Origin of the sequence: Agrobacterium sp. LMR679 (genome assembly GCF_027157905.1) — a bacterium.
GTDB classification, from domain to species: Bacteria; Pseudomonadota; Alphaproteobacteria; order Rhizobiales; family Rhizobiaceae; genus Agrobacterium; species Agrobacterium leguminum.
Map to the genome: position 1 here is coordinate 50,476 of NZ_JAPVOJ010000001.1, position 13,001 is coordinate 63,476.

General features: G+C 60.3%; 11 protein-coding genes. 9 read left to right on the forward strand and 2 right to left on the reverse strand.

Going from position 1 to position 13,001, the window contains the following annotated elements; translation table 11 throughout:
* Positions 1-141: 141 nt before the first annotated feature.
* Together O3W47_RS00240 and O3W47_RS00245 are read right to left on the reverse strand one after the other, a co-directional pair.
* Positions 142-1,035: a lytic transglycosylase domain-containing protein gene (locus O3W47_RS00240; protein ID WP_269312653.1), complete on the reverse strand. Its 894-nt coding sequence runs from the start codon at positions 1,033-1,035 to the stop codon at positions 142-144.
* 325 nt (positions 1,036-1,360) lie between these two features.
* Positions 1,361-3,145, reverse strand: a complete 1,785-nt coding sequence (locus O3W47_RS00245; RefSeq protein ID WP_269312654.1) for a methyl-accepting chemotaxis protein — start codon at positions 3,143-3,145, stop codon at positions 1,361-1,363.
* A 273-nt stretch (positions 3,146-3,418) separates the two neighbouring features.
* Between O3W47_RS00245 and O3W47_RS00250 the strand changes: the two genes are divergently transcribed.
* The 9 genes from O3W47_RS00250 to O3W47_RS00290 all read left to right on the forward strand — a co-directional run bounded on the left by O3W47_RS00250 (position 3,419) and on the right by O3W47_RS00290 (position 13,001).
* Entirely contained in the window at positions 3,419-3,892 is a 474-nt protein-coding gene (locus O3W47_RS00250; RefSeq protein WP_080820850.1) for a VOC family protein, read from the forward strand.
* Between the two features lie 260 nt (positions 3,893-4,152).
* On the forward strand, positions 4,153-5,496 hold the full coding sequence (locus tag O3W47_RS00255) for an extracellular solute-binding protein (RefSeq protein ID WP_080820849.1): 1,344 nt from the start codon (positions 4,153-4,155) through the stop codon (positions 5,494-5,496).
* An 82-nt stretch (positions 5,497-5,578) separates the two neighbouring features.
* A complete protein-coding gene (locus O3W47_RS00260; protein ID WP_004432873.1) occupies positions 5,579-6,469 on the forward strand; it encodes a carbohydrate ABC transporter permease in 891 nt (296 codons plus the stop codon).
* A gap of 7 nt (positions 6,470-6,476) precedes the next feature.
* Positions 6,477-7,361, forward strand: a complete 885-nt coding sequence (locus O3W47_RS00265) for an ABC transporter permease subunit (RefSeq protein WP_080820847.1) — start codon at positions 6,477-6,479, stop codon at positions 7,359-7,361.
* 32 nt (positions 7,362-7,393) lie between these two features.
* A complete protein-coding gene (locus O3W47_RS00270) occupies positions 7,394-8,515 on the forward strand; it encodes a sn-glycerol-3-phosphate import ATP-binding protein UgpC (RefSeq protein WP_269312655.1) in 1,122 nt (373 codons plus the stop codon).
* A gap of 417 nt (positions 8,516-8,932) precedes the next feature.
* Complete coding sequence (locus tag O3W47_RS00275) at positions 8,933-10,258, forward strand: LLM class flavin-dependent oxidoreductase (RefSeq protein ID WP_269312656.1); 1,326 nt, start codon at positions 8,933-8,935, stop codon at positions 10,256-10,258.
* A 153-nt stretch (positions 10,259-10,411) separates the two neighbouring features.
* A complete protein-coding gene (locus tag O3W47_RS00280; protein WP_174023471.1) occupies positions 10,412-11,407 on the forward strand; it encodes an aliphatic sulfonate ABC transporter substrate-binding protein in 996 nt (331 codons plus the stop codon).
* Positions 11,404-12,273: an ABC transporter permease gene (locus O3W47_RS00285; protein WP_127757520.1), complete on the forward strand. Its 870-nt coding sequence runs from the start codon at positions 11,404-11,406 to the stop codon at positions 12,271-12,273. The genes O3W47_RS00280 and O3W47_RS00285 overlap by 4 nt, the downstream gene beginning before the upstream one ends.
* A complete protein-coding gene (locus O3W47_RS00290; protein ID WP_127757519.1) occupies positions 12,270-13,001 on the forward strand; it encodes an ABC transporter ATP-binding protein in 732 nt (243 codons plus the stop codon). The genes O3W47_RS00285 and O3W47_RS00290 overlap by 4 nt, the downstream gene beginning before the upstream one ends.

A 13,001-nucleotide genomic window follows, 5' to 3' on the forward strand; every position in this document is an offset into this window, starting at 1 on the left:
CCCGGTTCTCGGCCGGCATCCGGGGGCAAATCTAGGCACGATCATTTTGCACGGAAAGATGGAACGGCCGCAAAGCCGATCAACTTGTTATGATCAGCCCTGTCGCGGGAAGACGATTTACCGGTCCGGCGCTTGCTGTTTTTACCTGTTGCGGAACACGGTACATGGAACGCCCGCCCGCCGGATATCGCCACAAAGCGCATTGGCTTCGGCTCTGGTTTCCCGGCCGATGCGGGCTGCATAACGCGGCCGCGAACCGAAATTCCCGCCCCGCTGCCGCACGATCAAAGCCCGCTCGGCATTCAGCGGCTCCGAAAGCTGCAGGATCGCCCGGGTGAAAAGCCGGTTCGCCACGGCCGGATTATAATGCGCCGCAAGCTGCACGCCCCAGGGCGCCCAGTCGGCCGATGCAATGAGAACGGGATCGTTCATGGTGCGGGTGTCGGCGAGACGCACGCAGGCATCGAGGAAGGAACGGTTGTCATCCAGCGCCGGCGCGGCCTTTTCCGGCGGATTGTCCTTCCATGTCTCCACCGGATAACCGGTGATCGCGAACACATAATCGCGGGTTTCGGTCGGCAGGCGACCGTTGGCGATGAAGTTCCGCAGGCCCGCCTCCCCCGCATTGTAAGCTGCGGCGGCAAGGCCGAAATTGCCGAACTGCACGTTCAATTCGGAGAGATAACGGGAAGACGCCTCAAGCGCGGCGATGATGTTGAAACTGTCTTCGAGACCGCGCAACCGCGCCGTTCCCGGCATGAACTGGGCAATGCCCTCCGCCCCCTTCGGACTGACCGCATTGGGCCGGAACAGGCTTTCCCGCCAGATCAGCCGGGCGAAATAATCCGGCGGAACGGCATGGCGGGCGGCAAGCACCTCGATGGCATGGCAAAGATCGTTATTGTAACTGCCGGCATTGATGCACAGGTCCGGCGCGACATCGTGGGTATAAGCGCAGGCGGTTTTCTCACCGGCGGGTTCTTCGGCTTGCGCCGCGCCGAAGGCTGCGGTCAGCAGACACAGGGCAAGAGCCATGCGGCTTGTCGATATCCCTGCCAAGCGAAAATCCCCGAAAATTCCAGACGCGACGTGCCGATTATCGGCCAATCCGGAAGATATGCCTAGCTTTCCGGCTTGTCATCACGTATCGAAAACCGAAGGGACTGGCGTGATCGGATGGGGCGCGGACGGCGGGCAGCCCCTTTCAAGTCAGTAATGGAGGATCAACATTCTGTCGACGTCATCCTCGGCCCTGTGCCTGGGATCTAATCACGTCGAATAAAATCAATACGTTGCAGATCCTCGGGACAAGCCCGAGGATGACGTTGGCGTGATTGGCTCGGCTTGCTGAGGCCTCCCTCTAAAAGTCCTGCCATTCCTCATGCTTGACGGCAACCGCAGCGGAACCGCGCGCCGCAAGCGGGCGGGATGCGCTGCGATGCGAGCTCACCGGCGCGGATTGTTGCTCGAAGCCGCTGCGCGCAGAGGCGGAGGAGCGCGGAGCGTCCTCGAACCGGAATTGCCCCAGAAGTTCGAACAGGGCCGCCGCTTCCCGCGCAAGGCTGTGGCTTGCGGCGGTCTGCTCCTCGACCATGGCGGCGTTCTGCTGGGTGCCCTGATCGACGGTGTTGACCGCCTGATTGATTTCCGCGAGCGCCGTGGACTGTTCGCGCGCCGCATCGACAATCGCAACGACATTGGTGTTGATATCCCGCACCTGCTCGGCGATTTCCTGCAGGGCCGAACCCGCCCTGGTGACGAGGCCGACGCCGTTTTCCACCTGCGCGCCGGAGGCATTGATCAGGCTCTTGATTTCCTTGGCGGCCGTTGCGGAACGCTGCGCGAGTTCGCGAACCTCCTGCGCAACCACGGCAAAACCCTTGCCCGCTTCACCCGCGCGGGCGGCTTCCACGCCTGCATTCAATGCCAGAAGATTGGTCTGGAAGGCGATTTCGTCGATCACGCCGATAATGTTGGAAATCTCGCGTGATGATTTTTCGATCTGGTCCATGGCGCCGATCGCATCGCGCACCACCTGGCCCGAATGTTCCGCATGGTCGCGGGCACGGGCGACGATCTTGCCGGCCTCTTCGGCGCGGCGGCTCGAATCGTTGACGGCGGTGGTGATTTCTTCGAGCGCGGCTGCCGTTTCCTCGATGGAGGCGGCCTGCTGCTCCGTGCGTCTGGCGAGATCGTCGGCAGCGGACCTGATCTCGTTGGAACCGGATGAAATGGCGCCGGCATTTTCAGACACCAGCGTCATGGCCCTTTTCAGCTTTTCCGAAGCCGCGTTGAAATCCGTGCGCAATCTTTCAAGCGAGGGGATGAAGGGTTTGTCGATGCTCTGGGCAAGATCGCCCTCGGCCAGATCGGTGAGGCATTGCGCCAGCTTTTCGACGTTTTCGACGCGGCCGGTCACGTCGGTCGCGAATTTGACGACCTTGAACACCTTGCCGTTGAGATCGAAGATCGGGTTATAGGACGCCTGAATGAAGACCTTGCGGCCGCCCTTGCCAAGCCGCATGAACTCGTCCGCCACGAGATCGCCGCCGGCCAGCCTTTCCCAGAACTGCTTATATTGCGGCGACTGCGTATAGCCCGGTTCGCAGAACATGGAATGATGCCTGCCCTGCACTTCCGCCAGCGAATAGCCGAGCGCCGCCAGAAAATTCTCGTTTGCCGTCAAAACCTCGCCGCTCGGGGAGAATTCGATGATGGCCTGCGCCCGCGAGAGCGCATCGATCTTGCCCGCATCTTCCGCTGCCTTAAGCTTGCGGTCGGTAATATCGGTGGCGATCTTGACCACCTTCACCGGCTTGCCGCGACGAAACACCGGATTGTAGGACGCCTCGATCCAGACTTCCCGGCCGCCCTTGCCGATACGCTTATATTGCCGCTGATCGAACTGGCCGACCGAAAGCTTGGACCAGAAGGCCTTGTAATCCTGCGAGGACACGACCGCAGGTTCCACGAACATGCTGTGGTGCCTGCCGACGATTTCCGAAAGCTCATAACCGAGCGCCCGACAGAAATTCTCATTGGCGGTGAGAATCTTGCCCGAAAGGTCGAATTCAATGATAGCCTGGGATTTGGAAAGCGCGGCGAGAACCGCGAAAGCATTGGCACCACGATCAAGAATACTCACGCGCGTTTCTCCGATGAAAAGGGATGATTTCTATTCAAAATCATTCGTGAATATTATGATTACATTATTAAATAATATTTAAGGATAAAGTTGATGTTCGTCATCTGAAGTTGCAGATAGCGTGGCAATGTGTTGCCTGCCGGTGTTCCCTCGCTGCCCTTTTTTGGGAACGTTCGGCGCATGGTCGCATTCTATACCGAATGGGGAACCGGCAATGGCCGGCGATTTTCCGCGTCGGCACGACGACGATTTCAATTTGGGAGGAACACACAGATGAAAAAGAACACGATCTGTATCTGGTACGACAAGGATGCCGAGGCTGCGGCCAGATTTTATGCCGAAACCTTTCCAGATAGCGCGGTAACCGGCGTTCACCATGCGCCGAGCGACTATCCTTCCGGCAAGAAGGGAGATGTGCTGACGGTGCAGTTCACCGTGGCAGGCGTTTCCTGCATCGGCCTCAATGGCGGGCCGGTCTTCAAGCAGAGCGAGGCATTCTCGTTCCAGATATCGACCGAAGACCAGGAAGAAACCGACCGTTACTGGAACGCCATCGTCGGCAATGGCGGCGAGGAAAGCGCCTGCGGCTGGTGCAAGGACAAATGGGGCGTCTCCTGGCAGATCACGCCGCGCGTGCTGATGGAAGCCATGGCCGCCGGCGGCGCGGAGGCCAAACGCGCCTTCGACGCGATGATGGACATGAAGAAAATCGACGTCGCCGCCATCGAGGCTGCACGTCGCGGTTGACTGGCGAAAGCTGTTCAGCAGCAAGTAGCGACGCAAGCCGGAAACAGGAAGCACTTGATAAACAATGTTAAATTCCGATTTTCCGCATTTGTCGCTCTTTTTTCGCCGCGCAGAATGGGCTGCGCGGCCAGTCATCATAAAACGTTCAACAAACTGTAAGCCATCCGTCAAAGACGGCTGTTAGCAGAGCCCGTGGCTACGTGCCGGGGACATGAGGTCCTTGCCGAGCAGGCCATCATTCCATCAACGGGGCTCAACTCATGAAATCTTCCGCTCTGACTTCCTTCGTGGCCGGCGTCGCCATCGCCGCCGCCTTCGGCGCCACGGCTGCCCAGGCAGAAAAGACCAAGTTCGAATTCTGGTACGGTCTTTCCGGCGATCTCGGCGACCGCGTGCAGGAAACCTGCAAGAAGTTCAACGACTCCCAGGCCGAATTCGAGATCGTCTGCACCTCGCAGAACGATTACGAATCCACCCTGCAGAACACCATTGCCGCCTATCGCGCCAAGAAGCAGCCCGCCATCACCCAGATTTATGACGCCGGCACGCTGGACATGATGCTGTCCAAGGCTTTCGTTCCCGCCAAGAAGCTGATGGCCGACAATGGTTACAAGATCGACTGGAACAATTATTTCCCCGGCATCGCCAATTATTACGCCACGGCTTCGGGCGAGCTGAACTCCTTCCCCTATAATTCTTCGACCGCGATGTTCTATTACAATGTCGACGCTTTCGAAAAAGCCGGCATTACCTTCAAGCCCGACACCTGGGAACAGGTCGAAGAAGCTTCGAAGAAGCTGAAAGCCGCCGGCTTCGAATGCCCGCTCGCCTTCAACTTCGACACATGGATGCTGATGGAGCAGTTCTCCGCCATCCACAACCAGCCGATCGCCACCAAGGCCAACGGTTATCAGGGTCTCGACGCGGAACTTGCGATCAACAAGACCAAGTTCGTCGACCAGGTGAAATTCTTCAAGAAGATGCAGGACGAGAAGCTGTTCGTCGTCAAGACCAAGCAGCTCGGCATGGATATCCTGCCGGCCTTCACCTCGCAGACCTGCCAGATGTTCATGACCTCCATCGCCAACCACGGCACCGTCGGCAAGTCCATGCCGGAAGGTGTGAAGTGGGACGTCGCCATGCTGCCGATCTGGAAGGGCACCGAGCGTCACAACTCGCTGGTGGGCGGCGCTTCGCTGTGGGTTCTCGCCGGTCGTCCGGAAGCTGAATACAAGGGCGCTGCCGCATTCCTGAACTTCATCGCCCAGCCTGACATGGTTGAGTGGTGGTCGACCGTCACCGGCTACATCCCGGTCACCAAGACCGGCTTCGACGCCATGAAGGCCAATGGTTTTTACGACAAGGCCCCCTATAAGGGCCGCGAAAAGGCCATCGAGAGCCTGACGTTTACGCCGCCTTCCGAATATACCCGCGGCATTCGCCTCGGCGGTTTCACGCAGATCCGCAAGGAAGTCGCCACCTCGCTCGAAGCCATCTTCATGCAGAACGCCGATATTCAGGCCGAACTCGACAAGGCCGTCGAGCGCGCCAACACCGGCCTGCGCCGCTTCGAAAAGACCTATGAAGGCGCCAAGCTGAACTAAGCGCGCTTCCATCGCCGTCAAAGGCCTGTCCGGACAGCCGTTCGGACAGGCCCGCCGAAATCTCGAACCCTGCCGGACTCCAATGGAAAAGCGTACCGTTTTCAAAAGCACATGGCTGCCTGTGCTCTTCGCCCTGCCGCAGTTCCTGCTTATCCTTCTGTTCTTCTATTGGCCGGTTGCGGCGGTGCTGAACTGGGCATTCACGCTGGAGCCGCCCTTCGGCGGCCAGGCGGAATTCGTCGGTTTAGCCAATTTCATCGAAACCTTCGGCGATCCGCTTTATTGGCAGTCGATCCTCACCAGCCTGATCTTTGCGATCGCCGGGCCGTTTTTCGCGATCCTCATCGGCCTTGTGCTCGCCCTTGCGGTCGATCGCCAGCTTCCGGGCTCGGGCTTTTTCCGGGTGCTTTATATCCTGCCCTATGCGATTGCCGGTCCTGCCGCCGGCATGGCCTTCCGCTTCATCCTGTCGCCGGAACGCGGCATCGCCGCATCGCTGAATTCCTGGTGGCCCGATATATGGAACCCGGCCAAATACGGCGAGCACGCGCTCATCCTCGTCATCGTCATCTTCATCTGGAAATGGGCGGGCTACACCTTCATCTTCCTGTTCGCCGGCCTGCAATCCGTGCCGCGTTCGCTGACGGAGGCGGCCGCCATGGACGGTTCCGGGCCCATTCGCCGCGCCATCGACATTCAGGTGCCGCTGCTGGCGCCGACCCTGTTCTTCCTGACCGTCATCATGATGACCGAGGGTTTCGTAGGCGCCGACACGTTCGGCATCGTCGCTTCCACCACGGAGGGCGGCCCCAACCACGCCACCGAAGTGATGGTCTACCGCATCGTCAGCGAGGCCTTCGAGGGGCTGAACTATTCCGGCGCCTCGGCGCAGAGCCTCGTCCTCATCGGCCTCATCATGGTCTTCACCTTCATCCAGTTCCGCTTCGTTGAGCGGCAAGTCCATTACAAGTGAGGCGGCGATGATCCAGCGCACACCCTATGCCGACGCCCTGACCTATGCGATCATGGTGGCCGGCTTCTTCCTGCTCATCGGTCCCTTCATCGTCGTCATTTCCGGCGCCAGCCAGTCGGTCCAGCAGGTCAACAGCGTCCCCTTCAACTTCATGCCGCAGGGCGAATTCTTCACCAATGCGCAGGCCGCCTGGCAACGCGCCAATCTCGGCAACGCCCTCCTCAACAGCGTGATCATGGCGACGCTGGTGACCATCGGCAAGGTGGCGCTTTCGGCTTTCACCGCCTTCGCCATCGTGTTCTTCCGCTCGCCGCTCAGACACCTGTTCTTCTGGACGGTGTTCATCACCCTGATGCTGCCGCTCGAAGTGCGCGTGGTGCCGACCTATTCGGTCGCAGCCGATCTTTTCCAGCCGTTCCGCTCCATCCTCGGCCTGTTCGGCATTGAGGTCACGCTGGAATGGAACCTGCTGAACTCCTACGCCGGCCTCACCTTGCCGCTGATCGCCACCGCCACCGGCACCTTTCTCTACCGGCAGTTCTTCATGACGATCCCGGACGAACTGGCGGAAGCCGCGCGCATGGACGGTTCGGGCGCGGCGCGTTTCTTCGTGGACATGCTGCTGCCGCTGTCGCGCACCAACATGCTGGCGCTCACCACCATCATGTTCGTTTATGCCTGGAACCAGTATCTGTGGCCGCTGCTGATGGTCACCGACCCGTCCTACAAGACGGTGATGATGTCGCTGCGCGCGCTTTTGCCCGCCGATGACGGCACGCCGGACTGGAACGTCACGCTGGCCGGTTCCCTCATCATCATCCTGCCGCCGCTTCTCGTCGTGGCCTTCCTGCAACGCTGGTTCGTCCGCGGCCTCGTCTCGTCCGACAAGTAACAGCGCGGCTTTCAACAACAAGGTTTCCCATCATGGCTCAGATCGATATCCGTCAGGTCCGCAAATCCTATGGCAAGACGCCCACCCTGCACGGCGTGGACCTCACTTTCGACTCAGGCGAATTCGTCGTCATCCTCGGCCCGTCGGGCTGCGGCAAATCCACGCTTCTGCGCATGATCGCCGGTCTGGAAGACATCACCTCCGGCGAGATCGCCATTGGCGGGCGGGTGGTCAACACGCTGGAACCGCGCGAGCGCGGCTGCGCGATGGTGTTCCAGAACTACGCGCTTTATCCGCATATGTCGGTCGCCGGCAATATCGGCTATGCGCTGAAGGTCGCCGGCGTTCCGAAGGTTGAACGCCAGCGCCGCATCGAGGAGACCGCAAAGATCGTCGGCCTTTCCGATTATCTGGAGCGCAAGCCCGCGGCCCTTTCCGGCGGCCAGCGCCAGCGCGTCGCCATGGCCCGCGCCATCATCCGCGAACCTGCGGTGTTTCTTTTCGACGAACCGCTCTCCAACCTCGACGCCAAGCTGCGCGTGACCATGCGCGCGGAAATCCGCAAGCTGCACCAGCGCCTCTCCGCCACCTCCATCTTCGTCACCCACGATCAGGTGGAGGCCATGACGCTGGCCGACCGGCTGGTGGTTATGAACAGGGGCAATGTCGAGCAGGTCGGCCACCCGCTGGATATTTATCATCGTCCGGCCAGCACCTTCGTGGCCTCCTTCATCGGCTCGCCCGCCATGAACCTGTTCACGACAAGGGTGGAGGTAGAGTCACCTGCCGTTATGCTTGCCGGAACCCCGGTGAAACTCTTCCCCGAAACCGCGTTGGAACTGCGCGGCCGCGATGTGACGGTCGGCATCCGCCCGGAACAGTGCGTGGTCAGCACGGATGGCGCCGGCGTGCCCGCAGTCGTGGATTTCGTCGAGGAACTCGGATCGGGCCGCATCGTCCATGCCGATATCGCCGGCGAGACCTTCTCCGCCGCCATCGGTGAAGACCTTTCGGTAAAACCCGGCCAGCGCATCCACCTCGATCTCCCCGCCGCCCACCTTCATTTCTTCGATCCGGCCACCGGCAAGCGGATCGAAACCGAGGGTGCCGTCGAAACCACCCGTATCGGCAACGAGAAACTGCTGGCGGTTTAGGCCCGCGTAGGATGCCTCCGGTGCGGTTTCGGATATAGTCCACCCGCACCGGCTCCGGAAGCGATGGTGCCGGATAATTGATTAAGTCTGACAAATCACATCAGAAAACATAGATAATATATTGAATTTTTTATATTTTATCACCGATATTTGACAGCGAAGCATCCGCCGTCAGCTGCCTCGCCGCGACCACTCCGCCGTTGCACTTCAAAGATGACCGAGCGGCTACCGCCACGGGATCATCGCCGGATGCAGAATTTCAGCAAAAATCTTTCGGTTCGGAAATCATAATCGGAATAGTCTTTGCCGCGCCAATCCCCCGGCGGAGATATCGTCGCGACGAACAAAGGCCTGCCTGTGGCTGGAGCCCTCCGCAACGCGCCGCGCAAGCCAAAACATCGACGAAAGTGAAGCCCAATGGCAAATGATCGCAAACTGCATCTCGGCGCCTTCATGCGGCCCGTCAGTCTCCATACGGGTGCATGGCGTTATCCGGGCGCCTTCCCGGATGCGAATTTCAATTTCGCCCATCTGGCGCGCTTCGCACAGCAGCTCGAGGCCGCGAAGTTCGACGCATTCTTCATGGCCGATCATCTGGCGGTGCTGAACATGCCCACGGAGGCGCTGCGCCGCAGCCACACCGTCACTTCATTCGAGCCCTTCACTTTGCTTTCGGCGCTCGCCGCCGTCACCTCCCGCATCGGGCTGGTCGCCACCGCCTCCACCACCTTCGATGAGCCCTATCACGTCGCCCGGCGTTTCGCCTCGCTCGATCACCTCAGCAGCGGTCGCGCCGGCTGGAACATCGTCACCACGTCAAATCCAGACGCAGCCCGGAACTTTGGCCGCGAGGAACAGCCGGATCATGCCGAGCGCTATGGTCGCGCACGGGAATTTTACGATGTCGTCACCGGCCTCTGGGATTCCTTTTCAGACGACGCCTTTATCCGGGATGTCGATAGCGGGCTGTTCTTCGATCCCGAAAAGATGCATGTGCTGGACCACAAGGGACCTGAATTTTCCGTGCGCGGACCGCTCAATATCGCGCGCCCGGTGCAGGGTTGGCCCGTCATCGTGCAGGCCGGAGCTTCCGAGCCGGGACGCCAGCTTGCCGCCGAGACGGCAGAGGTGGTTTTTGCCGCAACACCCACGCTTGCGGCGGGCAAGGCTTTTTATAAGGACGTCAAGGACAGGACTGTCGCCGCTGGCCGTTCGCGCGACGGAATTGTCATCCTGCCGGGCGCTTTCGTTCTCGTCGGCGACAGCGTGGAAGAGGCGAAGGCCAAACGCGCCAAACTCGACAGCCTTGTCCATTATGACAGCGCAATCGCCTCGCTTTCGATTGCGCTCGGCCACGATGTTTCCGGCTTCGATCCCGATGGTCCCCTGCCTGATATTCCGGAAACGAACGCCAGCAAATCCAGCCGTGAAAGGGTGATCGAGCTTGCCCGAAGCGAGGGCCTGACGGTGCGCCAGCTTGCCCAGCGGCTGGGCGGTTATGCGGGTCTTGCCTTTGTCGGCACGCCAAAGACCATCGCCGACGAGATGGAGCAATGGCTCCATGAGGAGGGTTCGGATGGTTTCAACGTCACCTTCCCTTTCCTGCCGGCCGGCCTCGACGACTTCACGACGCAGGTGGTGCCGGAACTGCAAAGGCGCGGGCTGTTCCGCAAGGACTATGAGGGGCCGACATTGCGCGACCATCTCGGCCTGCAACGACCGGCCAATCGTTTTTTCACCTGAATAAAGCGCCGTCGCGCCGATTGCGCTCCCGGTAGGGAGATTTTCCACGCGGCTCGCAAAGTTTGGCATGAGGTTCCAGAAGGGCGGATTGACCTCAAAAACACCCGCCCATACCCTTTAAATACACAAAATACATAAATTAGGTGAATTAATATGAAGGCTGAACATTCCCGCCGCCAGATCATCAAATTCGGCATTGCCGGCGCTCTTGCCGCACCGCTTGCCACGGGCAAGGCGCTGGCCCAGAGTTCCCCGGAGTTTCCTGCCGAGCTGAAGCTGGACTGGGGATTTTACTCCTCCCATACGCTGCTGATAAAGAACAAGGGCTGGCTTGAGGAGGCTTTCAAGGATGTCGGCACGAAGATCACCTGGGTGCAATCCCGCGGCAGCAACAATTCGCTCGAATTCCTGAAGGTCGGCTCGACGGATTTTGCCGGCTCGGCCGCGCTCTCTGCCTTTCTCGCCCGCGCCAATGGCGTGCCGCTGAAGGTGATCTATGTGGCGAGCTGGGGCGGTTCGTCCATCATTCAGGTGCGCCCGGATTCGCCCATCAAAACCGTCGCCGATCTCAAGGGCAAGACCATTGCGGTCACCAAGGGCACCGCGCCCTATTTCACCCTCGTCCGCGCGCTTGACCAGAACAAGCTGTCCATCGACGACCTCAAGGTCGTGAACCTGCAGCATCCGGAAGGGTTCAACGCGCTTCAGCAGGGTCAGGTGGATGCCTGGGTCGGCATCGATCCGCACACGTCCCAGGCCGAGCTTGCAGGCGACCGGGCGATTTTCGACGAGCGCAGCTGGCGCGACGGCAGCGTCTTCAGCGTCTCCGAGGAGTTTCTGGCGAAGTACCCGAAAGCGGTCGACAGACTTCTCGGCGTCTGGGTGCAGACGCAGAAGTGGATTCGTGAAAACAAGGGCGAATTCATCGATTTCGTCACGCAGGTCACCGGCAACGATCCCAAGATCACCCGGCTGACAATCGAGAAGCGCGACTGGAATAATCCCGTTCCGGGTGAGGAACTGCTGAACTCGATCCGCATCGTCACGCCGCTTCTGGGTGACGACGTCCTGCGCCCCGGCGTCAATGTCGACAATGTCCTGTCCTCGCTGAGCGACCCGGCACCGGCGAAAAAGGCGCTTGGCGCATGAATTCCCATCCGCGCGAATTCCAGCGCGTGAAACAGACTGCGGGACAATTCCCTTCCCGATTGCCGCTTGTGCAGAGGGTGGGGAATTTCCTTGGCCGTTTCGACCTGCGCGGCGCAATCGTGCCCGTCGGGTCGCTGCTGCTACTTGAGCTTTTCGTCCGCCTCGGCTGGGTCAGCCCCTATGTGCTGCCGCCGCCCTCCGAACTTTACGATACGTTCCTGCGGCTTGCGGAAGGTCCCCTGTGGACGAATGTTGCGGCCAGTACCGCGCGCGTCTTCGTCGGCTTCGTCATCGGCTCCCTGCTCGCCATCGTCGTCGGTTCGCTCGTCGGTCTGGTGATTGCCGCCGAACGTTATCTCGAGCCGACGTTTCAGGCGCTGCGGGCGGTCCCGAGCCTTGCATGGGTGCCGCTGCTGATGATCTGGTTCGGCATCGGCGAAACCTCGAAAATCGTGCTGATCGCCAAAAGCGCGTTTTTCCCGGTCTATCTCAACCTCTTTTCCGGCATCCGAAATGTCGACCGCAAGCTGGTGGAGGTGGGCGAGATGTATCGCCAGCCGCTGCCCGTGCTGGTGTGGCGGATTTTCATTCCCGCCTCGTTGCCGCATCTCTTCACGGGCCTGCGTTACGGGCTGTCGCTCGCCTGGTTGAGCGTCGTTGCCGCCGAGCTTCTCGCCGCCTCGGAAGGTATCGGCTACATGCTCTCCGACGGGCGGGAGCTTTCCCGGCCCGATCTCGTCATGATCGCCATCATCTGTCTTGCGGTACTGGGCAAGATTTCCGACAGCCTCTTCAAGATCGTCGAAGACCGCTGCCTGCGCTGGCGCGACACCTATCCGCTTCAGCAGGAAGGACGCCTGCGATGAGTTTGCTCAATGTCGATGTGCGCGAAAAGGCTTTCGGCGACACGGTGATCCTTCAGGATATCCAGCTCACGCTGGGCGATGGCGAAGCGGCGGTTCTTCTCGGCCCCAGCGGCTGCGGCAAGAGCACGTTGCTGCGCATCGCCGCCGGCCTCGACCGACGTTTTTCAGGCGCGGTCAGGGTTCAGCAGGACGAGGAGCAGACATCCAACTCACCGCCCATCGCCTTCGTCTTTCAGGAACCCCGCCTTATGCCCTGGCTGACGGTTGCCGAAAACATCGGTTATGCGGCCGGGAGGAAATATGATGTCGGGCGCGTGGAGAAGCTGATCGACGATGTCGGTTTGAGCGGCCATGGCGGGGCGCTGCCGAAAGCCCTTTCGGGCGGCATGGCGCAACGTGTGGCAATCGCAAGGGCGCTCTACACCGAGCCGCGCATTCTGCTTCTCGATGAACCCTTCAGCGCGGTCGATGCTTTTACGCGGATGAAGTTGCAGGACCTGGTGCTGAAGCTCGTCGAACAGCGCGGCATCTCCTTCCTGCTCGTCACCCACGATATCGACGAAGCGCTCTATCTCGGCGACCGGATTTACATGATGGGCGCCCATGACGGCCGTATCCAGCAGCGGATAGAGGTGGACGTGCCGCGCCCGCGCGACCGGAGGGCGCCACAGCTCGCAAACCTCAAGAACGAGGTACTGACCGCCCTGCACAATGCCCACGTCATCTGA